The 22,472-nt window shown below is 71.3% G+C and carries 23 protein-coding genes; 16 read left to right on the top strand and 7 right to left on the bottom strand.

The window, feature by feature from the left end; all coding sequences use genetic code 11:
• The first annotated feature begins 14 nt into the window (after nucleotides 1-14).
• The 3 genes from O7632_RS19295 (at nucleotide 15) to prcA (ending at nucleotide 2,152) form a co-directional block, all read left to right on the top strand.
• Nucleotides 15-230 (top strand): ubiquitin-like protein Pup, encoded by a 216-nt coding sequence (locus O7632_RS19295; RefSeq protein WP_278116224.1) that lies wholly within the window; start codon nucleotides 15-17, stop codon nucleotides 228-230.
• Between the two features lie 139 nt (nucleotides 231-369).
• Nucleotides 370-1,209 carry a proteasome subunit beta gene (gene prcB / locus O7632_RS19290; RefSeq protein ID WP_278116222.1) on the top strand — a complete coding sequence of 280 codons (840 nt, stop codon included), beginning with the start codon at nucleotides 370-372 and terminating at the stop codon, nucleotides 1,207-1,209.
• Between the two features lie 91 nt (nucleotides 1,210-1,300).
• Nucleotides 1,301-2,152, top strand: a complete 852-nt coding sequence (prcA, locus tag O7632_RS19285) for a proteasome subunit alpha (RefSeq protein ID WP_278116220.1) — start codon at nucleotides 1,301-1,303, stop codon at nucleotides 2,150-2,152.
• Nucleotides 2,153-2,163: 11 nt separating this feature from the next.
• On the opposite strand, the gene O7632_RS19280 is transcribed toward prcA, so the two are convergent.
• From O7632_RS19280 to O7632_RS19265, 4 genes are all read right to left on the bottom strand, one after another.
• Nucleotides 2,164-3,204: a glycosyltransferase family 2 protein gene (locus O7632_RS19280; protein WP_278116218.1), complete on the bottom strand. Its 1,041-nt coding sequence runs from the start codon at nucleotides 3,202-3,204 to the stop codon at nucleotides 2,164-2,166.
• Nucleotides 3,205-3,277: 73 nt separating this feature from the next.
• Nucleotides 3,278-4,159 (bottom strand): dTDP-4-dehydrorhamnose reductase, encoded by an 882-nt coding sequence (gene rfbD / locus O7632_RS19275; RefSeq protein ID WP_278120188.1) that lies wholly within the window; start codon nucleotides 4,157-4,159, stop codon nucleotides 3,278-3,280.
• Nucleotides 4,160-4,164: 5 nt separating this feature from the next.
• Nucleotides 4,165-5,151 (bottom strand): dTDP-glucose 4,6-dehydratase, encoded by a 987-nt coding sequence (rfbB, locus tag O7632_RS19270; protein ID WP_278116216.1) that lies wholly within the window; start codon nucleotides 5,149-5,151, stop codon nucleotides 4,165-4,167.
• 12 nt (nucleotides 5,152-5,163) lie between these two features.
• Nucleotides 5,164-5,850: a class I SAM-dependent methyltransferase gene (locus O7632_RS19265; RefSeq protein ID WP_278116213.1), complete on the bottom strand. Its 687-nt coding sequence runs from the start codon at nucleotides 5,848-5,850 to the stop codon at nucleotides 5,164-5,166.
• 65 nt (nucleotides 5,851-5,915) lie between these two features.
• On the opposite strand from O7632_RS19265, the gene rfbA reads away from it, so the two are divergent.
• From rfbA to O7632_RS19245, 4 genes are all read left to right on the top strand, one after another.
• On the top strand, nucleotides 5,916-6,827 hold the full coding sequence (gene rfbA / locus O7632_RS19260) for a glucose-1-phosphate thymidylyltransferase RfbA (RefSeq protein WP_278116212.1): 912 nt from the start codon (nucleotides 5,916-5,918) through the stop codon (nucleotides 6,825-6,827).
• Nucleotides 6,824-7,447, top strand: a complete 624-nt coding sequence (locus tag O7632_RS19255; protein ID WP_278116210.1) for a dTDP-4-dehydrorhamnose 3,5-epimerase family protein — start codon at nucleotides 6,824-6,826, stop codon at nucleotides 7,445-7,447. Before rfbA ends, O7632_RS19255 begins: the two co-directional genes overlap by 4 nt.
• Nucleotides 7,448-7,537: 90 nt before the next feature.
• Nucleotides 7,538-8,896: a Pup--protein ligase gene (gene pafA, locus O7632_RS19250; protein ID WP_278116208.1), complete on the top strand. Its 1,359-nt coding sequence runs from the start codon at nucleotides 7,538-7,540 to the stop codon at nucleotides 8,894-8,896.
• Between the two features lie 149 nt (nucleotides 8,897-9,045).
• Nucleotides 9,046-9,249, top strand: coding sequence for a hypothetical protein (locus tag O7632_RS19245; protein WP_278120186.1), 204 nt, complete (start codon nucleotides 9,046-9,048; stop codon nucleotides 9,247-9,249).
• An 82-nt stretch (nucleotides 9,250-9,331) separates the two neighbouring features.
• Here O7632_RS19245 and O7632_RS19240 read toward each other — a convergent pair whose 3' ends face one another.
• The gene (locus tag O7632_RS19240) at nucleotides 9,332-10,426 is read right to left on the bottom strand and encodes a DUF3866 family protein (protein ID WP_278116206.1); all 1,095 of its coding nucleotides are present in this window, start codon (nucleotides 10,424-10,426) and stop codon (nucleotides 9,332-9,334) included.
• A 198-nt stretch (nucleotides 10,427-10,624) separates the two neighbouring features.
• On the opposite strand from O7632_RS19240, the gene O7632_RS19235 reads away from it, so the two are divergent.
• The 6 genes from O7632_RS19235 to O7632_RS19210 all read left to right on the top strand — a co-directional run bounded on the left by O7632_RS19235 (nucleotide 10,625) and on the right by O7632_RS19210 (nucleotide 15,385).
• Nucleotides 10,625-11,710, top strand: coding sequence for a WYL domain-containing protein (locus O7632_RS19235; protein ID WP_278116204.1), 1,086 nt, complete (start codon nucleotides 10,625-10,627; stop codon nucleotides 11,708-11,710).
• Nucleotides 11,707-12,714, top strand: a complete 1,008-nt coding sequence (locus O7632_RS19230; protein ID WP_278116202.1) for a YafY family protein — start codon at nucleotides 11,707-11,709, stop codon at nucleotides 12,712-12,714. The genes O7632_RS19235 and O7632_RS19230 overlap by 4 nt, the downstream gene beginning before the upstream one ends.
• A gap of 9 nt (nucleotides 12,715-12,723) precedes the next feature.
• On the top strand, nucleotides 12,724-12,996 hold the full coding sequence (locus O7632_RS19225) for a hypothetical protein (protein ID WP_278116201.1): 273 nt from the start codon (nucleotides 12,724-12,726) through the stop codon (nucleotides 12,994-12,996).
• 203 nt (nucleotides 12,997-13,199) lie between these two features.
• Nucleotides 13,200-13,493, top strand: coding sequence for a Sec-independent protein translocase subunit TatA (tatA, locus tag O7632_RS19220; protein WP_278116199.1), 294 nt, complete (start codon nucleotides 13,200-13,202; stop codon nucleotides 13,491-13,493).
• A gap of 18 nt (nucleotides 13,494-13,511) precedes the next feature.
• Entirely contained in the window at nucleotides 13,512-14,471 is a 960-nt protein-coding gene (gene tatC / locus O7632_RS19215; RefSeq protein ID WP_278116197.1) for a twin-arginine translocase subunit TatC, read from the top strand.
• Nucleotides 14,468-15,385: a diacylglycerol kinase family protein gene (locus O7632_RS19210; protein ID WP_278116195.1), complete on the top strand. Its 918-nt coding sequence runs from the start codon at nucleotides 14,468-14,470 to the stop codon at nucleotides 15,383-15,385. Before tatC ends, O7632_RS19210 begins: the two co-directional genes overlap by 4 nt.
• Before the next feature lie 49 nt (nucleotides 15,386-15,434).
• Here O7632_RS19210 and O7632_RS19205 read toward each other — a convergent pair whose 3' ends face one another.
• Complete coding sequence (locus tag O7632_RS19205) at nucleotides 15,435-16,214, bottom strand: HAD-IA family hydrolase (RefSeq protein ID WP_278116194.1); 780 nt, start codon at nucleotides 16,212-16,214, stop codon at nucleotides 15,435-15,437.
• Between the two features lie 86 nt (nucleotides 16,215-16,300).
• On the opposite strand from O7632_RS19205, the gene O7632_RS19200 reads away from it, so the two are divergent.
• Both O7632_RS19200 and O7632_RS19195 read left to right on the top strand, forming a co-directional pair.
• Nucleotides 16,301-19,081, top strand: a complete 2,781-nt coding sequence (locus tag O7632_RS19200; protein WP_278116192.1) for a DEAD/DEAH box helicase — start codon at nucleotides 16,301-16,303, stop codon at nucleotides 19,079-19,081.
• Between the two features lie 168 nt (nucleotides 19,082-19,249).
• A complete protein-coding gene (locus O7632_RS19195; protein ID WP_278116190.1) occupies nucleotides 19,250-20,155 on the top strand; it encodes an MHYT domain-containing protein in 906 nt (301 codons plus the stop codon).
• 64 nt (nucleotides 20,156-20,219) lie between these two features.
• On the opposite strand, the gene O7632_RS19190 is transcribed toward O7632_RS19195, so the two are convergent.
• The gene (locus O7632_RS19190) at nucleotides 20,220-21,179 is read right to left on the bottom strand and encodes a 5'-3' exonuclease (protein ID WP_278116188.1); all 960 of its coding nucleotides are present in this window, start codon (nucleotides 21,177-21,179) and stop codon (nucleotides 20,220-20,222) included.
• A gap of 183 nt (nucleotides 21,180-21,362) precedes the next feature.
• On the opposite strand from O7632_RS19190, the gene O7632_RS19185 reads away from it, so the two are divergent.
• Entirely contained in the window at nucleotides 21,363-22,466 is a 1,104-nt protein-coding gene (locus tag O7632_RS19185) for a DUF4037 domain-containing protein (protein ID WP_278116186.1), read from the top strand.
• Nucleotides 22,467-22,472 lie beyond the last annotated feature (6 nt).

Genomic DNA, 22,472 nt, shown 5'->3' with positions numbered 1-22,472 from the left:
GGAGGAGGCACCTGATGGCTACCCGTGACAGCGGCGGTCAGTCCCAGACCGGCAAGAACCGCCGGGCCGAGGAGGTCGACGAGGCCGCGACCGAGGCGAATCCCGAGGTCGCTGAGCGGCACGCGGAGATCACCGAGGACGTCGACGACCTGCTCGACGAGATCGATTCGGTGCTGGAGGAAAACGCCGAGGAGTTCGTCCGCGGCTACGTCCAGAAGGGCGGCGAGTAGCCGCCGCACCACGCCGACGATCATCGCGTTCGGCGGGTGTGCGCGCTAATCTGCTTCAACCACACCGGATCGCCTTGGCCGGCTTCGCGGATTCGCGTCCAGCCGGTCGGGGCGATCACGTACTGCAGAGAGGGACCACGTGGCAGCGGGCTTCGATCCATCCGGACGCCTTCCCGATGTGTTCACCAACGCGGGGACGTCCTCGTTCACCCAGTTCCTGACCATGGCCGCACCGGACCTGCTGCCCGGCCGCCGCCCGCTGCCGCCGGGACTGTCGGCGGACCTCGTCCCGCACGCGACGACGATCGTGACCCTGGTCACCGCCGACGGCGTGGTGATGGCGGGTGACCGGCGCGCGACGATGGGACACCTGATCGCCAACCGCGACATCGAAAAGGTGCACCCGGCCGACGCGTACTCGCTGATCGGCATCGCCGGGACCGCCGGGATCGGCATCGAGCTGATGCGGCTGTTCCAGGTGGAGCTGGAGCACTACGAGAAGATGGAAGGCGCGGTTCTCTCCCTCGACGGAAAGGCCAACCGGCTCGCCTCGATGATCCGCAACAACCTGGGTGCGGCCATGCAGGGTCTGGCCGTGGTGCCGCTGTTCGCCGGCTTCGATCTTGCCGCCACCGACCCGGCCAAGGCCGGCCGGATCTTCAGCTTCGACGTCACCGGCGGCCCGTACGAGACCACCGGGTACGACGCGATCGGTTCCGGTTCGTTGTTCGCCAAAGCCGCTCTCAAGAAGCGGTACCGTGCCGGACTGAGCAGCGACGAGGCGGTCCGCCTCGCGGTCGAGGCCCTCTACGACGCCGCCGACGACGACACCGCCACCGGTGGGCCCGACCTGACCCGGCGGATCTTCCCGGTCGTGATGACCGCGACCGCCGCCGGCACTCACCGGCTCACCGACGCGGAATCGGGTGAGATCGCCGAGGCGGTCGTCGCCGCGCGGACCGAGAACCCGGGTGGCTGAACCCCGTAACCGGTGAGGTCCGCTCACCGGTGTCCGTCCAACCGCCCCGTTCGCTGTTGTCGATTCATCTGGCCGAAGGAGAGCCGCCGCCGTGGCAATGCAGTTCTACGCCTCGCCCGAGCAGATCATGCGGGACCGTTCCGAGCTTGCCCGTAAAGGCATCGCCCGGGGCCGTAGCGCACTGGTGCTCAGCTACGAGGGCGGTGTCCTCTTCGTCGCGGAGAACCTCTCCAGCGCGTTGCACAAGGTGAGTGAGATCTACGACCGGATCGGTTTCGCCGCGGTCGGCCGCTACAACGAGTTCGAGAACCTGCGCCGCGCCGGGGTACGGATGGCCGACCTCAACGGGCTGAGCTACGACCGCCGTGACGTGACCGGACGAGCCCTCGCCAACGCCTTCGCGCAGACCCTCGGTGCGATCTTCACCGAGCAGTCCAAGCCGTTCGAGGTGGAGATCTGCGTCGCCGAGGTCGGTCTCGACCCGGCGGCCGACGAGATCTACCGGCTGACCTACGACGGATCGGTCAACGACGAACCCGGCTGCATGGCGATGGGCGGCCACGCCGAGACGATCGCCGGTACGCTGCGCGCCGATCACCGCGCGGACATGCCACTGGACGAGGCGGTCCAGCTGGCGGTGCGAGCCTTGGTGGCCGTCGGCGGGGAAAACGGTTCCCCCCGCAGCCTCGCCGCCAACCAGCTCGAGGTCGCCGTGCTGGACCGGCGACGTAAGGGCCGTACCTTCCGCCGCATCACCGGCGCGGCGCTGACCGCGTTGCTGGAGCCCGGCACGCCCGTCGCCGACGCCGACGATCCGGCGGCGGACGACGATCGGGCCGCTGGCCCCCGCATCCCGGATTCCCCGGCGGACAAGCCGACGTCGTCGGCGGGGTCGGCCGACCTGGAGGACACCGCCGGTGCCTCGGCGGACGATCAGGACTGACCGTCAGTCGGTCACACCCACCGGCGGACGACCCGCCAGTAGCCGGCCATCGCGGTGTTCAGCAGCGCCGTCCCCGGTGGGTCGATCAACGGGGTGTCGAGCCGGTCGGTGAGCACCCGCATCCATACCCGGTCCGGCACTACCCGCTCGGCCCGCAGCATCGCACGACGCCGCCGCAGGTGCCGCCGGTGGCTCCACAGCCACCGGTAGCCGCGAACCTTGTCGCCCAGCCAGCCCTGCCGCGCCGCCAGCAGCAGCATGGCGGCCTCCAACACCAGTAGCGGTGGTCCGAGCAGGACCAGCGATCGTCGCCCCCACAGCGTGGCGACGAACATCAGCCGGTTCCGTTCCACCAGGTAGAACTTGAAACCGTTGCGGCTGAACTCATAGCGGTGCAGGGCGACCGCGTCCGGGACGTTCACCACCCGCAACCCGAGCCGCCAGGTCCGGATCGACAGGTCGGCGTCCTCGTGGTACGCGAAGTAGTGCGGGTCGAACCCGCCGAGCCGGTCCCAATGGGACCGCCGGGTCACCAGACACGCGCCCATGGCACCGGCGGTCTGGGTCGCGGCGGTCCGCGTCTCCCGCTGCCGGAACCCGCCGACCCAGCTGAGCCCGAGGACGTGGATCTCGTTGCCACTCGAGTTGAGCAGGTCGGGTTCGTCGGCCAGCCGTACGGCGCCGGCGGCGATGCCGACCCCCGGATCGGACAGTTCATCCACCAGCCGGGCCAGGGTGGTCGGTTCCACCACCGCGTCCCCGTTGATCAGGGCCACGTACTCGCCCCGGGACGCGGCGACTCCCAGATTGCAGCCGGCGGAGAAGCCGAGGTTCTCGCCGTCGCCGACGACGAGCACCCCCGGTAGGTCCCGTAGGACGCGGACGTCGTCGGTGGTGCATCCGTTGTCGACCAGGACCACGTCGACGTCGACCTTGACGGAGGCGAGCAACGCCTCGACCGAGGTCCGCAGCAGCGGTTCTTCCCCCCAGGCCAGGACCACCGCGCTGACTCGTGCGGGCGCGGAGCTGCCCTGGCCGGTGACATCTGCCATCTGCGTCTCTCCTGCGGTACGGGCGGCCGGACGCACGACCGGACAACCGAGGATCAGGCAGGCCGGTGTCGGCTCAGCTGGTGCTGGCCATGGCCGGATCGTGTAGTGCGGTGGAGAGCATGCTCCGCCAGTCTGGCATGGCCGGCAGCCCGGCGAGGGCCCAACGGCGATGTCCGAGCACCGAGTACGCCGGCCGGGCGGCGGGCCGGGGGAAACGGTCACTGGTCGTCGGGCGGACCCGCCGCGGGTCGAGCCCGCGTTGAGCGAAGACTTCCTGGGCCAGGCCGCACCAGGTCGTCTGTCCGCTGGCGGTGCCGTGGTAGACCCCCGCCGGGGCGGTCTCGGTCAGGGCGGCGCGCGCCAACGCGGCCAGCCGCTCGGCGAGCGCGTACGACCAGGTCGGTTGCCCCCGCTGGTCGTCGACGACGTCGAGGTGCTCCCGTTGGCCGGCCAGCCGGAGCATGGTGGCGACGAAGTTGGGTCCGTGCGCCCCGTACAGCCAGGCGGTGCGCACCACGTAGCCGTGGTGCGGCAACAGCTCGGCGATGGCCCGCTCGCCGACGAGCTTGCTGCGGCCGTACGCGTTGATCGGGGCGGTGGGGGCGTCCTCCGGATATGGCTCGTGCCCGTCACCGGCGAAGACGTAGTCGGTGGAGACGTGGATCAACACGGTGCCCCGGTCGGCGCAGGCGCGTGCCAGGTGGGCCACCCCGGTGCCGTTGACCGCCGTGGCCGCCTCCTCGGCGGTCTCCGCCGCGTCCACGTCGGTCCAGGCGGCGGCGTTGAGCACTACCTGGTGGCCGTCGACCGCCTCGGCCACCGCCGAGGCGTCGGTGACGTCCAGCTCTGCCCGGGTCAGTGCGGTGACGTCCACGTCGGGCCGCTGCGCGTCGAGTACGGCGAGCAGGTCGGTGCCGAGCATCCCGCCGGCACCGGTGACCAGCCACCGCTGGATGCCGCTCACCGGGCGACGGGCTTCTTGAGCGGTTCCCACCAACCACGGTTCTCGCGGTACCAGCGGACGGTCTCGGCCAGTCCGTCCTCCAGGGTCACGCTCGGCGCGTACCCCAGTTCCCGGGAGATCTTGCCGATGTCCAGCGAGTATCGGCGGTCGTGGCCCTTGCGGTCGGCCACCGGGACCACCCGGTCCCAGCCCACTCCGCAGGCGTCCAGCAGCCGGCCGGTGAGCTCCTTGTTGGTCAGCTCGGTGCCGCCGCCGATGTGGTAGACCTCGCCGGGGCGTCCGCCCCGCGCCACCAGTTCGATGCCGACGCAGTGGTCGTGCACGTGCAGCCAGTCCCGGATGTTGCCACCGTCGCCGTAGAGCGGCACGGTGCCGCCATCGAGCAGGTTCGTCACGAACAGCGGGATGACTTTTTCCGGGAACTGGTACGGGCCGTAGTTGTTGGAGCAGCGGGTCACCACCACGTCCATGCCGTGGGTGCGGTGATATGCCAGCGCGAGCAGGTCGGAGCCGGCCTTGGAGGCCGAGTACGGCGAGTTGGGTGACAGCGGCCAGTCCTCGGTCCATGAACCTTCGTCGATGGATCCGTACACCTCGTCGGTGGAGACGTGCACGAATCGGCCGGTGCCGTGTCGTAGGGCCGCGTCGAGCAGGGTCTGGGTGCCGAGCACGTTGGTCGTGACGAACTCGGACGCCCCGGTGATCGAACGGTCGACGTGCGACTCGGCGGCGAAGTGTACCACCATGTCCTGACCGCCGACGACCTGGTCGACGACGGCGGCGTCGCAGATGTCGCCCTGGACGAAGATCAGCCGTGGATCGTCGCGGACCGGGTCGAGGTTGGCCAGGTTGCCGGAGTAGGTCAGCTTGTCCAGCACGGTCACCGCGGTGGGTGGCGTGGGTAGCGTGCCCGGGCTGGCGAGCAGCATGCGGACGTATTCCGAACCGATGAAGCCGGCGCCGCCGGTGACGAGGATCCTCACGGGTCCCGGAGTCTACGCGACTGGCTGGCTGTTGGCCGCCGGACTGTCGGGTGTCCGCCGCGAGGTCCCGGTCCGCCGGGCCGTCACGAGCACGTTCTCCCGCCACGGCGGGATCGGGGAGTGGTCGGTCAGCGCGAACTCCGGTAGCGAGTCGGCCAGCAGCGCGCGCAGCTGTGCCGCGGTCATGAAGTCCACGTCCCGGTCCCCGGTCACGTACCGGTCGGCCCAGTACGCCAGGCGTCCGATCACCGGCCGGTCGCGGGCCCACTCCTTGACCAGCAGTTGCCCGTCGACGGCGGTGAGCGCGGCGGCGTCACGTACGACGGCCGGTCTGCGGGGTGCCGGAATGTGGTGCAGCACGTCGACGATCAGCACCAGGTCGAACGGGTCCGGGTCCTGGGTCACCAGTGTGGCGGTGTCCTGACTGCGGAACTCGGCCCGGTCCGGGTCGCCGCGGTAGAGCCGCCCGGCGCTCGGCGCCGGGTCGATGCCGAGGTAGTCGGCGGCCGGCAGGACCGTGGTCAGCCGTTGGGCGAGCGCGCCGTCCCCGCAGCCGATCTCCAGGATGCGTTTGGGCTCGCCGAGCGCGGCGATCCGTCGGCCCAGATGGTCGAGATCGATGAAGCAGGCGCGGTACAGTTCGGCGGCCGGGATCTCCAACCGGCCCAGGCGGTGTCGGATGATGGTGCCGATGCCCACGGGCTTCCCCTCTGCGATGCCCCGTCGGCGATCGGGACCAGGGCGTCGCCCGGTAGGCTCCCGGCGTGCGTGGAATCCTACTCGCCGGTGGCACCGGTTCCCGGCTCTGGCCGATCACCCGGGCGGTGTCGAAGCAGTTGATGCCGGTCTTCGACAAACCGATGATCTACTATCCGCTCTCCACCCTGATTATGTCCGGGGTCCAGGAGATCCTGGTCATCACCACGCCGGACGACCAGCCGCAGTTCCAGCGGTTGCTCGGCGACGGATCCCAGTTCGGACTACGGTTGACCTACCGGGCGCAGCCGCGACCGGAGGGGATCGCCCAGGCGTTCGTGCTCGGTGCCGACTTCATCGGTGACGAGTCGGTGGCGTTGATCCTCGGCGACAACATCTTCCACGGCGTCGGTCTCGGTCGGCAGTTGTCCGACCACGGCGAGCTGGTCGGCGGACTGATCTTCGCCTATCCGGTGGCGAACCCGCAGGAGTACGGCGTCGTCGACTTCGACGCGTCCGGTCGGGTGCTGTCCATCGAGGAGAAGCCGCTGCGGCCCCGGTCCCGGTACGCCGTGCCGGGCCTGTACTTCTACGACAACCGGGTGGTCGAGATCGCGGCGGGTCTGACCCCGAGCGCCCGGGGCGAGTTGGAGATCACGGCGGTCAACGAGGCGTACCGGACGGCGGGTCAGCTGTCGGTGACCGTCCTGGACCGGGGTACGGCCTGGCTGGACACCGGCACCTTCACCTCGATGATGCAGGCGGCCGAGTTCGTCCGGGTGATCGAGGAGCGTCAGGGGATGAAGATCGGCTGTGTCGAGGAGGTCGCCTGGCGGGCGGGGCTGATCGACGACGCGCGGCTGCGGGCGCTCGCCGAGCCGTTGACCAAGAGCGGCTACGGCGACTATCTGCTGAGTCTGCTGGCGGAGCGGCAGGATCACCGGCTGGCCGGCGCCACCCGTGGTGAGGAGGACCGATGAAGATTCGTGAACTGGACATCGCCGGGGCGTGGGAGATCACCGGGCAGCAGCACGGCGATCCACGCGGGTTGTTCATGGAGTGGTACCGCTTCGATCAGCTGGCCGAGGCGGTGGGCCATCCGCTGCGGCTGGCCCAGGGCAACCTGTCCGTCTCCGCGCAGGGGGTGGTGCGCGGCATCCACTTCGCCGATGTGCCGCCGGGTCAGGCCAAGTACGTCAGCTGCGTACGGGGTGCCGTGGTGGACGTGATCGTGGACCTGCGGACCGGATCGCCGACCTTCGGCCGGTGGACCGCGGTGCGACTCGACGACGTGGACCGTCGGGCCGTCTATCTGAGCGAAGGGCTTGGCCACGGGTTCTGTTCGATGACCGACGACGCCACGTTGGCCTATCTCTGCTCCACCACGTACAACCCGCGCGGCGAACACGGCATCCATCCGCTCGACCCCGATCTCGCGATCGACTGGCCGGTGGACTCGCCGCAGCTGTCCGCCCGCGACGACGCTGCCCCGACCCTGGCGCAGGCCCTGTCGGACGGGACGCTGCCGGACTACGGCCGCTGCCAGGAGTTCGTCGCCCGGCTGGACAGCGGCGAGTCGCCGTACCCGCCGCTGCGCTGAGCGCACCGGCCGGACCTCGCCGGCCGGTGTCGCCGAGCTCGCGGGGGAAGAGACTGACCACAGACCGCCCCGGGCAGCTAATGTCTGGTCATGGAACGGCGAATTTTCGGGCTCGAAACCGAGTACGGTGTCACCTGCACCTACCGCGGCCAGCGGCGGCTGTCCCCGGACGAGGTGGCGCGTTACCTGTTCCGCCGGGTGGTCTCCTGGGGGCGGTCCAGCAACGTCTTCCTGCGCAACGGTGCCCGGCTCTACCTTGACGTCGGTTCCCACCCGGAGTACGCGACCCCGGAGTGCGACTCGGTGACCGACCTGGTCGCGCACGACCGGGCGGGGGAACGGATCCTGGAGGGGTTGCTGGTCGACGCCGAGAAGCGGCTGCACGACGAGGGGATCGCCGGCGAGATCTACCTGTTCAAGAACAACACCGATTCGGCGGGCAACTCGTACGGCTGCCACGAGAACTACCTGGTCTCCCGGCACGGGGAGTTCGGCCGGCTGGCTGACGTGCTGATCCCGTTCCTGGTCACCCGGCAGCTGATCTGCGGTGCCGGTAAGGTCCTCCAGACGCCCCGCGGGGCGGTCTACTGCCTGTCGCAACGGGCCGAACACATCTGGGAGGGGGTCTCGTCGGCCACCACCCGGTCCCGGCCGATCATCAACACCCGTGACGAGCCGCACGCCGACGCCGAACGGTACCGCCGGCTGCACGTGATCGTCGGCGACTCCAACATGAACGAGGTCACCACGTTGCTCAAGGTCGGCAGCGCGGACATCGTGCTGCGGATGATCGAGGCGGGCGTGGTGATGCGGGACCTGTCGCTGGAGAACCCGATCCGGGCGATCCGTGAGGTGTCGCACGACATCACCGGCCGCCGCAAGATCCGACTCGCCTCCAACAAGGAGGTCAGCGCGCTGGAGATCCAGCAGGAATACCTGGCCAGGGCGACCGAGTTCGTCGAGCGCCGGGGCGGCGACCAGACCGCCAAGCGGGTCGTGGAGTTGTGGGGCCGGGTGCTGAGGGCGGTGGAGACCGGCGATCTGGACCCGGTCGCCCGCGAGATCGACTGGGTGACGAAGTTGAAGCTGATCGAGCGGTACCAGCGCAAGCACGATCTGCCGTTGTCGCACCCCCGGATCGCCCAGATGGATCTCGCCTACCACGACCTGCGTCGGGGTCGGGGTCTGTACGCCTTGCTCGAACGGCGTGGCCAGGTGGACCGGATCGCGACCGATCCGGAGATCTTCGAGGCCAAGGAGACGCCGCCGCAGACCACCCGGGCGCGGCTACGTGGGGAGTTCATCCGGCACGCCCAGGAGAAGCGCCGCGACTTCACCGTCGACTGGGTACACCTGAAGTTGAACGACCAGGCGCAGCGGACCGTTCTGTGCAAGGACCCGTTCCGGGCTTACGACGAACGCGTGGAGCGGCTGATCGCCAGCATGTGACGAAGCCTGGGTAGGCTCGACCCGCTATGACTGATCCCACTCGTCCCGAGGTGCCGTCGGCTGATGCCGCCCCGGGGGCCGCTCGGTCGCCCGGGCGTCCGGAACCGGACGCTGGCCGGCGCGACGGCGCCTCGTCGCGTACCGATCCGGTGGCGTCCGGCCCCGGCGACGCGCCTCGCTCGCCGTGGAGCCCGTTCCCTCGACGGGAGAACTGGGTCGAACGCCGCCGCAACAAGATCGCCGAAGAGATCGCTCGTAACCGCCGGGGCGAGTACACCGTCCCCACCTGGGTGCTCGCGCTGGCGCTCGGGCTGATCCTGGCCGCGTGGGCGATGCTAATCGTCCTCAGCTGACCGATGATCCTCGGCTGACCACTGAAGCTGATCACCGAACGTGATCAGCGAACCCGATCACTGGTCGGCCCGCCGGGCAGGTTCAGGCCACCAGGCCGGCGGCGTGCCGGCCGGCGACCGCGCAGGCCAGGAAGTAAGCGGGGTCGCCGTCGAGGTCACGCCCCATCGTGCGCAGCGGCACCGGGCTGGCGCGCAGCGCGCTGTCCAGTCCGTCGATCGGGACGCGGACCACCCGATGGCGACCGGCAGCGACCGCCTCGAGTTCGGTCAGCGCGGCGTCGACCGCGTCGGCCAGATCCGGTGGCAGCGGATCCGGTACGACCAGGTCGGCGCCGGCCAGGGCCACCCGGCCATACGCCGTACCGCTGTGATGGGACAGCCCGTGGTGGCGGGGTCGGGGGTCGGCACCGGAGATCCGCAGGGCACCGACCGGTCGTCCGCCGAGGGCGGCGGCGGCGTTGACGGCTTCGCCCGTACCCACGCCGGAGAATCCCCAGCGGGTCCCGGTCCCCAGGTTTCCGGGGCCCTGCGCGACGACGGTCAGGTCGGCACGCAGTACGTACCGGGCGGCCAGCAGCCCGCTGTGGACGGTGGTCGCCTCCAGATCGCCACCGAAGCTCTGGCCGACGGTGACCGTGCCGGCCAGCAGATCGGCCAGGGCGGCCAGTGTGCGGGAGAAGCCGGCGGGCAGCGCCCCGCCGTCGGTCATCACGTACGCGATCCGCAGGCCTGGCCGGTCGGCGAGCGCGCCGGCCAGGATCGCCGGCAGCGCCGAGTGCAGGTCGGCGGTGACGACCGGCATCCCGCCGAGGTCGTCGGCGTCGACGAGCAGCGGCCGATGCGGCGAGGCTTCCTCGTCGACGCCGAGCACGATTGCCTGCAGCGGGGTGTACCGCGCCTTGACCACGTGGCCGGACCGACGGTCGCGGCCGTCCTCCGGCGGATCCACCGGTAGCCGGTCCGGGATCGCCACCACCAGCGCGTAGCCGCCGGTGCCGAGGCCCATCACCAGCGCGCCGACGTTGAGGAGCACCCGGTCGCCGACGGCCGGCTCGCCGACCAGTTCCGGGTAGGCGAGGGCGCGGAACGGCGAACCGTCGACCTCCGCGTCGAGTTCGACCGCTCCGGTCCACCGTCGCCGGATCGCGGTGACCGTACCGCTGCGCCATCGCACCATCCGGGGCACGCTAACCGATGCCGGTCGGGTGTCCGGTGGTGGCCCGTCGAAATCCGCCGGCCGGGGACGGGGTCGGGCGCGGGGTCTGGCGCGGAGTCGTACGGCATGAATCGGTCTAACTGCCCATAGCGGGCTAATCCGCGACTGGATGGGTGCCGCGTACCAGCAGACGGCCGCGACACTGCTAGCGTCGTGGCCGTGTCCCGCACCCGGACCGAGCGCCTGGTCAATCTGGTGATCTGCCTGCTCTCGACGCGGCGGTTCCTGACCGCCGCGCAGATCGCCGCGACCGTACCCGGCTACGAACACGATCCGACCGACGCCCGCGACCACGAGGCGTTCCAGCGCAAGTTCGAACGCGACAAGGCCGAACTGCGCGACCTCGGCGTGCCGCTGGAGACCGGGACCGCCAGCGCCTTCGACACCGAGCCCGGTTACCGCATCGCGCACCGCGAATACGCTCTGCCGGACATCCTGTTGGAGCCCGACGAAGCGGCGGCCGTCGGCATCGCCGCCCGGCTCTGGCAGCACGCCGGGCTCGCCGCGGCCGCGTCCTCCGGTCTGGCCAAGCTGCGCGCGGCCGGGGTGGACGTCGACCCGCACGCCACCTTCGGGGTGGAGCCGGTGGTCACGGTCGATCCCGCGTTCGCCGCGCTGACCGCGGCGGCCCGGGACCGGCGGGTGGTCGTCTTCGAATACCGGGTACCCAGCGGAGACGGACCCACCCAGCGACGGCTGCAGCCCTGGGGCGTGGTCTGCTGGCGGGGCCGCTGGTACGTCGTCGGTCACGACCTGGACCGCGCGGCGACCCGCTGCTTCCGGCTGTCCCGGGTGGTTGGCACGGTCCGGGTCACCGGCCGCCCCGGCGCCTACTCCGTGCCGACCGACATCGACCTGATCAGCCATGTCGCCCGCTGGTCCGGACCGGTGGAGCGCACCGGCGTGGCGACCGTGCTGGCCCGCCACGGCCGGGCCGCCGGACTGCGCCGGTGGGCGGAATCGTGCGACCCGTCCCCCGACGGCGACCGGCTCACCCTGCGGTACGCCGAGCCGGAGACCCTGGCCGCGAACCTCGCCGGCTACGGCGCCGACATCCGGGTGGTCGACCCGCCGGAGGTACGGGAGATGGTGATCCAACGCCTCAAGGAGATCGCCGCCGCCCACGAACCCGCAGCCGCTTCCGGGTCGGCGGCGTCCCCGCCCGCCCCGATCGTGCCGCCCGCGCCACCGTCACCCGCTCCGACGGTGCCGGCCGCTCCGATCACCGGACCGGTGCCCTCGTGAGCGCCCCCCGGTCGGCGGGCTCGCGCACCTCCGCGGACCGGCTCGCCCGACTACTCAACCTGGTCCCCTACCTGCTGGCCCGACCGGGCGTGTCGATCGCCCAGGCGGCAGACGACCTCGGCACGACCGTCCGGCAACTGCGTGAGGACCTGGAACTGCTCTGGGTCTGCGGGCTGCCGGGCTACGGACCCGGTGACCTGATCGACATGGCGTTCGACGGCGACCGGGTGACGATCACCTACGACGCGGGGATCGACCGGCCGCTGCGACTCACCCCGGACGAGGCGCTGGCCCTCGTGGTCGCGCTCCGGATGCTCGCCGAGACCCCGGGACTGTCCGGCCGCGACGCGGTCGAGCGGGCCCTGGCCAAGATCGAGGACGCGGCCGGGGAGCTCGCCGGTGCCCCGGTCGCCGTACGGCTGGCCGGGGACGTCGGCCGGTTGGACCGGCTGCGTACGGTGACGCAGAGCGGCCGGGCGGTTCGGATCACCTACTACACGGCAGCCCGGGACGAGACGACCGAACGGACCGTCGATCCGATCCGGGTACTGATGATCGGTGGCCGGGGCTATCTCGAGGCGTGGTGCCGGCGCGCCGAGGCGGTACGCCTTTTCCGGGCGGACCGGATCGACGAGCTCGTCGAACTCGACGAATCCGCCGCCGCGCCGCCACGGGCCCGCCGCCCGGAACCTCGCGACGGCGCCTTCCAGCCGACGTCGGACCTGCCCCTGGTCACCGTACGCGTGGGTCGTGGCGGACGGTGGATCACCGAGTACTACCCGTGCGAGGAGATCCGGGACGAGCCGAGCGGCGAGTGGCTGGTGACGATGCGGGTCACCGACCTCGCCTGGGCCCGCCGATTCGTGCTCGGTCTCGGCTCGGAGGTGACTGTCGTGGCACCCGCGGAACTGGTCGCCCAGGTCCACGCCGCCGCCACGGCCGCACTGCAGGCGTACGCCCTACCCGCCGGGTCGCCGCCAGCGGGTGGTCCCGCCGACGGTTAGTCTGCTCAGGTGTTGACCTGGATCATCCTCGCCGTCGCCGGATCCGCCGTCGTCGTACTCGTCGTGGCGGTCCGTCCGGTGCTGAGCCGGCTGCCCGCCCTGCGTCGGGCTCTGCTGGCCCTGCAGCGCCGGCAGACCGAAGCCGAGACGCTCGTCGCTCGGGCCGAGCGGCTGCAGGCCACCGTCGCGCGGCTGGAACAGTCCCTGGCCGAGGCCCAGCGGCCCCGGGATCCGACCGCTGTTCGGGACCGGGCCGGTGACCGAGCGGGCCGGTCCGGCTGACCGGTGGTGTGTCGCCACCTGGACTGTTCGGTCAGTGCCGGCCGATCTGCTCCGCCAGCTGGGACACCGTGGTTGACGACGTCTTGATCCTGATCGAGACTTCACCGACCAGGCCAGAATGACCCGGTCTGGTAGGTGGCGGACCCAGCGAACGCACGTACGATGGGCTCGTCACCACCCGACGCACCGACTGGAGCTTCGCCATGCATGCCCTGAAGCCGTGGCACATCGCCGTCCTCGTGGTTGTGCTGATCTTGCTGTTCGGCGCCAAGCGGCTGCCGGACGCGGCGCGGTCGCTGGGCCGCTCCTTGCGGATCATCAAGGCCGAGACGAAGAGCCTCGCCGACGACGACAAGGACCTCGCGGAGAAGGCCGACGCACAGCACGGCCGGCAGCCGTACCAGGCCGATCCGGTGATCGAGCCGACCAGCGTGCACCAGCCCGGCTACCAGCCGCCCGCGCCCGACCAGCCGCAGCGCGTTCGCGACGCCAACTGACCCGAAAGGTCTGCTCCCGTGGGCTTCGCCCTGCGTCGGCGCGGTCCGAAGAACTTCGACCGCGCCTCCGACGGCTCGATGACCCTGATCGAGCACTTCCGCGAACTTCGCTCCCGCCTGTTCATCGCCTCGTTGGCGATCGTCGGCGGGCTGGTCGTCGGCTACTTCCTCGCCGATCCCGCGTTCGAGCTGCTCAAGCAGCCGTACTGTCGGCTGCCGGGCAGCGGCGAGGCGACCGCGGACGGCAGCTGCCGGGATTTCCTGCAACTGTCGCCGGTCGACGGCTTCGTCCTCAAGCTCAAGCTCGCGCTCTGGATCGGCCTCATCGTGGGCGCTCCGGTCTGGCTGTTCCAGCTCTGGGCGTTCATCGCGCCCGGCCTGCACCGCCACGAGCGCAAGTGGGCGTACGTCTTCGTCTCGATCGCCGCGCCGCTGTTCGTGGCCGGTGCCGCGCTGGCCTACTTCGTGGTCGACAAGGGTCTGGCGTTCCTGCTCGAAGCGGGCGTCACCGGCCTGTCCACCCAGTTGGAGGTCACCCGGTACATCTCGTTCGTGACCGGGATGATCCTGCTGTTCGGCGTCGCGTTCGAGTTCCCGCTGGTGTTGTTGATGCTCAACTTCACCGGCGTGGTCAGCGCCCGCCGGCTGCTCAGCTGGTGGCGGGTGGTGATCTTCGTCTGCTTCGCCTTCGCCGCGATCGCCACCCCCGATCCCGGGCCGTTCGGGATGACTCTGCTGGCGCTGTGCTTGGCGCTGCTCTACTTCGTGGCGGTCGGCGTGGCCTTCCTCAACGACAAGAGCCGGGGCCGGGGCAAGGAGGTGTACGCCGGACTCGACGACGACCAGGCGTCGCCGCTGGACGACGACCCGCAGCCGGTTGTCGCGGCGGACCGGGCCGAGACCGTGACACCGATCGTGCCGGCGCAACCAGTACCCACACCGTTGCCGATCGAGCGTCGTTACGACGACATGACGTGACCGATCGGTCCACCGCCACGGCTGGCGCGGTGGTGGTGCTGGCCAACCGCACCGCCGGCCACCGCCGGCACGCGGCCTTGGTGCCGGCGGTGCTCGACCTGCTGGCCGCAGCTGGTCGCCCGGTGCGCCTGCTGGACGTCGGCACCGCCGTCGAAGCGACCGCCACCTGTCGGGCCGCGGTCGCCGACGGAGCGGCCGCTCTGGTCACCGTCGGCGGCGACGGCACGGTGCACCTGGCGCTGCAGGCGGTCGCCGGCACCGACGTCCCGCTCGGACCGGTCCCGGCCGGCACCGGTAACGACTTCGCCGTCTCCACCGGCTTCCCGCCGGACCCGATCGCCGCCGTTCGGCTGATCAGCGCGGCGATCCGCGACGGCCGCAGCCGGCCGGTCGATCTCGCCAGGGTCACCGGGCCGGATCGGACTGACCGCTGGTACGGGGCGGTGCTGGCCGCCGGCTTTGACGCGATCGTCAACGAGCGGGCCAATCGGATGCGCTGGCCGTCCGGGCCGCGTCGCTACGACCTGGCGGTCCTGGTCGAGCTGGCCCGGCTACGACCTCGGCGCTACCTGGTCGGCCTCGACGGCGTGTCGCAGCGGATGGACGCGGTGCTGGTCGCGGTGGGCAACTGCGCCAGCTACGGCGGAGGGATGCGGATCTGTCCCGCGGCTGACCCGACCGACGGGCTCCTCGACGTCGTGGTCGCCGGCCCGGTCGGCCGGGGCACCCTGATCCGGATCCTGCCCCAGGTCTACCGGGGAACCCACGTCCAGCACCCGATGGTCCGAAGCTATCGGGCCCGGGAGGTCACCATCGACACGGCCGGGGTGATCGGCTACGCCGACGGCGAGCGGGTGGGGCCGCTGCCGCTGACCGTCACCGCTGTCGCCGGCGCGGTACGTCTGCTGCGCTGACGCCGGTGGATCACGCTGTATGGGCGGCCGTCACGCTACGTGGGTGGCGTCAGCTGACCGGGTCGCTGATCGCGAGGTCGAGCACGGCGGCGAGTCCGTTCGCCCGGCCGGCGTCGGCGGCCGGGAGCACGAGCGCGGCACAGCCGGCCCGGACCGCGCCGGCGTCGGCCGGGGTGTCACCGACCATCAGGGTCCGTTCCGGGTCGACGCCGAGCAGCCCGCAGGCGCGGAGGAAGATCGCCGGGTCGGGTTTGCAGCGTCCCACCTCGTAGGAAAGCGCCCAGCTGCCGATCAGCCCGGCCAGTCCCCAGGCGGTGAAGTGCGGTCGGATGTCGAATCCGATGTTGCTGACCACCGCGACCGGTACCCCGGCGGTGTGCAGGGTGCGCAGCGTGGCGGCGGTGTCGGCGTACGGCAGCCAGCCCTCCGGACGCAGCAACCGTTCGTACAGCGCCTCGGCCAGGCCGTCCACGCCGCAGTCGACGGTGGCGGCCAATCCGGTGTAGGCGGCGCGGTGCGCCGGTGGATACAGGTCGCGGTCGGCCCAGACCTCCGCCAGGTGGGGCGGCACCCGGTTCGGCAGCGGGCCGCCGGCCCGGCCAGCGGTCAACAACCGGTCGGCCAGCACCGTGGCCCGGCCCCGGTCGAGCGTGACGCCGCACTCGGCCGCACCGGCGGTGACCCAGTCGATCGGGTCCTCGACCTGGGCGAGGGTGCCGTGGAAATCGAACAGTACCGCCTCGACCGGCCGGCGCCGGGGACGTCCGGTCTCACTGTCCGCTTGTCCGGATCGGCCGAGGGGCTGGGGTGGTTCGGGATGCTCCGGCACGCTGTGCACCCTATCGAGCCCACCGATCGGGTCTGGAGCACGCCCTGACCGGTACGGTCCCGGCGCGCGGGGATTAATCTTGCGGTATGTCGAGCCCCGCCGAGCGGTACGCAGCGGCGCGCCGCCGGGCCGCGCAGGCCACCGCCTTTCCCGCGCTCGCGGAGTTCGCCCTCGATCTTGGTTTCGATCTTGACGACTTCCAGCGGGAGGCGTGCCAGGCGCTGGAACGCGGCAGCGGCGTGCTGGTCTGCGCGCCCACCGGGGCCGGAAAGACCGTCGTCGGCGAGTTCGCGGTCCATCTGGCACTCACCGGTCCGACGGCTACCGGTGGACCACCGCGCAAGTGCTTCTACACCACTCCGATCAAGGCCCTGTCCAACCAGAAGTACCACGATCTGGTGGACCGGTACGGTGCCGCCCGGGTGGGGCTGTTGACCGGCGACAACGCGATCAACGGCGATGCCCCGGTGGTGGTGATGACCACCGAGGTGCTGCGCAACATGCTCTACGCCGGTTCGGCGACCCTCGACGGCCTGGCGTACGTGGTGATGGACGAGGTGCACTACCTGGCCGACCGGTTCCGGGGCGCGGTCTGGGAAGAGGTGATCATCCATCTGCCGTCGGCGGTGACCCTGGTGTCGTTGTCGGCGACCGTGTCCAACGCCGAGGAGTTCGGCGACTGGCTGGTCACCGTCCGAGGGCACACCGATGTGGTGGTCAGCGAACACCGCCCGGTGCCGCTGTGGCAGCACATGCTGGTGGGGCGGCGGATGTTCGACCTGTTCCACGACGCGGACGCCGCCCGTAAGCACGACGTGCACCCGGAACTGCTGCGCTACACCCGGGAGATGCTGCGTCGGCTCGAACTCGGCGACGGACGTACCCACGGTCCGGGTTGGGGTCGTTCCGGTGGGCGCGGCCCTCGCTGGCGACCGCCGGCCCGCGCCGACGTCATCGAGCGGCTGGACCGCGAAGGGCTGCTGCCGGCGATCCTGTTCGTCTTCAGCCGGGCCGGCTGCGACGCCGCCGTGCAGCAGTGTCTGGCCGCCGGGCTGCGGCTGACCACCCCGGACGAGCGGGCCGAGATCCGCGCGGTCGCCGAGGCCAGGTTGGCGAACCTGCCGGGTGAGGATCTGTCGGTCCTCGGCTACTGGGGCTGGTTGGACGGCCTGGAACGAGGGCTCGCCGCGCATCACGCCGGCATGCTGCCGGCGTTCAAGGAGGTCGTCGAGGAGCTCTTCGTCCGAGGGCTGATCAAGGCGGTGTTCGCCACCGAGACGCTGGCGCTCGGGATCAACATGCCGGCCCGTTGCGTGGTGCTGGAACGGTTGGTCAAGTTCAACGGCGAGGCGCACGTCGACCTCACCCCGGGGGAGTACACGCAGCTCACCGGGCGCGCCGGTCGGCGGGGGATCGACGTGGAGGGTCACGCGGTCGTGGTCTGGTCGCCGGAGGTCGATCCACGGCACGTGGCCGGGCTGGCCTCCACCCGTACCTATCCGCTGCGGTCGAGCTTCCGTCCGTCGTACAACATGGCGGTCAACCTGGTGGGCTCGTTGGGCGCGGCGGCTGCCCGGGAACTGCTGGAGTCGTCGTTCGCGCAGTTCCAGGCCGACCGTTCGGTCGTCGGCCTGGCCCGGCAGGTGCAGCGCAACGTCGACACCATCGAGACCTATGGTGCCGAGACCGCCTGCCATCTGGGTGACTTCGACGAGTACTTCGGGCTACGGGTGGCGATCGGCGAGCGGGAACGTGAGCTCGCCCGCCGGGGGCAGCATCAGCGCCGCGCCGCGGCGGTCGATTCGCTGCAGCGGCTGCGGGTCGGCGACGTGATCCGGGTGCCGTCCGGTCGCCGGTCCGGGCTGGCGGTGGTGCTCGATCCGGGTTCCGGCGGGTTCGGCGAGCCACGCCCGTTGGTGCTGACCCAGGACCGGTGGGCCGGCCGGGTGGCGGCCGGCGACTTCACCGTGCCGGCGGAGGTGCTGGCCCGGATCCGGGTGCCGAAGAACTTCAACCACCGGTCGCCGGCGGCCCGCCGGGATCTGGCGGCGGCGGTCGTCGGTACCGGCCTGGACCGGCACGTCGGCCGGCGTCGGGGACGATCGTCGGCTGACGGCGAGGACGACCGGATCGGCCAGCTGCGGGTGGAGTTGCGTCGGCATCCTTGTCACGGCTGTCCGGACCGGGAGGAGCACGCCCGCTGGGCGGAGCGTCGCCGTCGGCTGGCCCGGGACACCGACGAGCTGCGGAGCCGGGTCGCCGGGCGGACCGGATCGTTGACCCGTACCTTCGACCGGGTCTGCGCTCTGCTCACCGCCCGTGGCTATCTGGCGCCGGACGAGACGGTGACCGACGCCGGTCGGATGCTGGCCAGGATTTGGACCGAAGCGGATCTGCTGGTCGCCGAATGTCTGCGGGCCGGGGTCTGGGACGGGCTGGCGCCGGCGGAGTTGGCCGCGGCGGTGTCGGTGGTGGTCTATGAGGCCCGCCGTGACGTCGACGAGCGGGCGTCGTTGCCACGGGGCGCGGTGACCGACGCGATCGACGCGACAATGGCGATCTGGTCCCGGTTGGAAGCCGACGAGGCGGCGGGCGGCCTGGAATCGACCCGCGAGCCGGATCTCGGATTCGTCTGGCCGATCTACCGCTGGGCGCGCGGCGAGCCACTGGCCAAGGTGCTTGCCAGCGGACACGGTCTGGAGGGGGAGATGCCGGCCGGCGACTTCGTGCGGTGGGCGCGGCAGGTGGCCGACATGTTGGGCCAGCTGGCGCAGGCCCGTGGCGCCGCACCCGATCTGGCCCGGTGTGCCGCCCAGGCCGTCGTCGCGTTGAACCGGGGGGTGCTGGCCTACCACGCGGTGGGGTGACCCATGCCGACCGTGTCATCACCCCGAGTGACTGTGGTGCTGGTTGCACGTCACGATGTCGACACAGCCTCGTGAAACAACCGATCGTTCGGTTGCGAACAACCTTTTGGCTGCTCACGATCGTTGCTGGGGGCGCGCGGCCGGTGGCGCGGGCCAGAGGGGGCAGACGTGGCAGAGATTCACCATTTCGAGTACGGCTTGATCACTCCGACGCTCAGCTACGCACTGTCCGTGCTCGGTTCCTTTCTGGGGCTGATCTGCGCGGTGCGGGTACGGGAGGCGACCACCCCGGGCCGTCGGGCCTGGTGGCTCATTCTGGCCGCCTTCGCGATCGGCGGCACCGCTATCTGGACCATGCACTTCATGGCCATGCTCGGGTTCGGTGTCGTCGGGACCCAGATCCGGTACGACGTGGCGATCACGGCGGCCAGCGCGGTGATCGCGATCGCCGCGGTCGGGGCCGGTCTGTTCCTCGTCGGGTTCGGTCGTCCCTCGCTGGTGAAGATCCTCATCGGTGGGGTGTTCACCGGGCTGGGGGTCGCCGCGATGCACTACACCGGAATGGCGGCGATGCGGCTCAACGGCGACATCGGCTACGACGCCCTCCGGGTCGGCCTCTCCGTGGCGATCGCGGTGGTCGCCGCCACCGTGGCGCTGTGGCTCGCGGTCACCGTACGCCGACCGCTGGCGATGACCGGTGCGGCCCTGCTGATGGGCGTGGCGGTCAACGGCATGCACTTCACCGGGATGACCGCCATGTCCGTACACCTGCACGAGCCGACCGGGGTGCTGACCGGCGCGACCGCCGCCACGCTGCTGGTCCCGATCGGCGTCGCGGTACTGCTGGTGGTGATCGGGCTGGTCTACGCCGTGCTGTCGGCTCCCACCGAGGAGGACCGGGCGGCCGCGGCCTACCTCGACGCCCGGATCGCCGAGCGGCTCAGCGCCCCGCGCCCCGCGCCGGCGCGGCCCAACGGCTTTACCCCACTGCGCAGCGGGTCACGCTCGGGCCCCGGCGGCGATCAGAACAGCAGCACCGAATCGTCCGGTGGCTTCAACGGCTTCGGCCGCTGACGCCACCACCAGCCGCCTACCGGTCCGTCCCGGCGTCGCGGTCCGTCCCAGCCGTGGTCTCCGCCTACCGGTCCGTCCCGACCGTCTCGGCGTCGCGGTCCATCTCGGCGTTCTGTGCCATCGCGTCGACGATCCGCCGGCAGGACCCCGCCAGGTTCCACCGCTCGGCCAACTCCAGCAACCGGTCGGCGTCCACCGGTCGCGCCGGCAGCGCCGCCCGTACCGGCGGGAGCGGCACGTCCCGGGCCACCCGTACCACGGTCGGCGCGACGGCCAGGTAGTCGCGGGACGCGGTCAGCTTGGCCCGCAGGCCGGGGGCGAACCCCGCCTGCGGATCGTCGAGCGCCGCCACCAGCGAGGTGAGGTCGCCATACCGGTCGAGCAGGCGGGCGGCGGTCTTCTCGCCCACCCCGGGCACCCCGGGCAGGCCGTCGCTGGGATCTCCCCGCAGGGCGGCGAAATCGGCGTACCCGCTCGCCGGCACGCCGAACCGGGCCCGGACCGCGGCTTCGTCGCAGTCGTCCAGCTTGGCGACCCCGCGACCGATGTAGAGCAGCCGTACCGGCCGGGCGTCGTCGACCAGCTGAAACAGGTCACGGTCACCGGACACCACCTCGACCGGTGCCGGTTCGTGGGTCGCCAACGTGCCGAGTACGTCGTCGGCCTCGTACCCGGACGCACCGATCGCCGGGACGCCGAGTGCGGTTAGCACGTCCAGCAGCACCGGGATCTGCGGGCCGAGCGTGTCCGGCACCACCTCCCCGCCGCCGGGCGCGACCCGGTGTGCTTTGTAGGAGGGCAGCAGCCGTACCCGCCAGTCCGGCCGCCAGTCGTGATCCAACGCGCAGATCACCCGATCGGGGCGGCGCCGGTTGATCAGCGTGGCGAGCATGTCGAGGAAGCCGCGGATCGCGTTGACCGGTTCACCGGCCTCGGTACGTCCGGCGGACTCGGGCACCCCGAAGTAGGCCCGGAAGTAGAGGCCGGGCGCGTCGATCGCGAGCAAGGGGGGTTGTCGGTTCACGCCGTTCAGGGTCGCACAACCGTGGCGGTGACCGGCCGTCGCCGGGCGGAGTAATCCGGCGCGTGCGACCCGTACCGGTTCGGGACCACCCGCCCGGTCAGCCCGCCCGGACCCGGGTCGGACGCCGCCGCGCATCGGGCCGTTGGCCGGCGCCCGGCGGCGACGGTGCGGCAGGCTGCCGTCATGAGCTTCGTTCCCGGTCTGGAGCTGAGCCGACGGTTCTACCGTGCGGTGGTGGCACCGGTGCTCGCCGCCCGGTTCCCCGGGTTGCGCCACTCCGCCGCCCGGATGGACACCGGGTCCGAATTGTTGGGTTTCGACACCGCCCGCTCGCGCGACCACGACTGGGGACCCCGGGTGCAGATCTTTCTCGATCGCGTGGATCCCTCGACCATCGGCGCGGTCACCACGGCGGTGACCGCCGAGTTGCCGGCGACGTTCCTGGGCCGTCCGACCCGGTTCGCCCCGGACGCGCGCCGTAGTCTGGGCGTGCCTGACCGCAACGGGACGCGGCACGGGATCACTGTGGTCGAGGTGGGCGCGCACTGTCGGCACGCCCTCGGGTTCGACCCTCGGGCCGGTGTCGGTGACCTGGACTGGTTGGCCACCCCGACCCAGCGGCTCGCCGAGTTCACCGGTGGGGCGGTGTTCCACGACGGACTGCCCGACGGTGGCCTGCGCGCGGTACGGAGCCGGCTGGCCTGGTATCCGGACGACCTGTGGCGCCATGTGCTGGCCGGCCAGTGGTCCCGGGTCGCCGGCGAGGAGCCGTTCGTCGGACGGTGTGCCGAGGTCGGCGACGATCTCGGCGCCGCCGTGGTCTCGGCCCGGCTGATCCGGGACCTGATGCGGCTGAGTCTGCTGGTGGCCCGCCGGTACCCGCCGTACGGCAAGTGGCTGGGCTCGGCGTTCCGCCGGCTACCGGACACCGACGGCCTGCCGGCCGTGTTACGGGCGGCGGCCCACGCCGCCGACTGGCCGACCCGGCAGGAGCACCTGTGTCGGGCGTACGAGTTGGTGGCGGCCCGGACCAACGCGCTTGGTCTCGCCGAGCCGGTGGAGCCGACGGTACGGCCGTTTCAGGACCGACCGTTTCTGGTGCTGGACGCCGATCGGCTGGTCGGCGCGTTGCGGCGGGCCATCACCGACGCGCGGGTCCGCCGGCTGCCGGCGATCGGCGCGGTCGACCAGTTCCTCGATCACCCGGGTCTGCTGACCGACGTGCACCGCGTCCGGGCGATGGTGGCGGCCGGGCTGGAGGTGACCGACCACGATCGGCGGCCGTAGCCAAAC

The organism is Solwaraspora sp. WMMD406 (assembly GCF_029626025.1).
In the GTDB taxonomy this organism is placed as follows: domain Bacteria; phylum Actinomycetota; class Actinomycetes; order Mycobacteriales; family Micromonosporaceae; genus Micromonospora_E.
The sequence above is the reverse complement of the archived record's forward strand: the minus strand, read 5'-3'. Positions and strand labels throughout refer to the sequence as shown.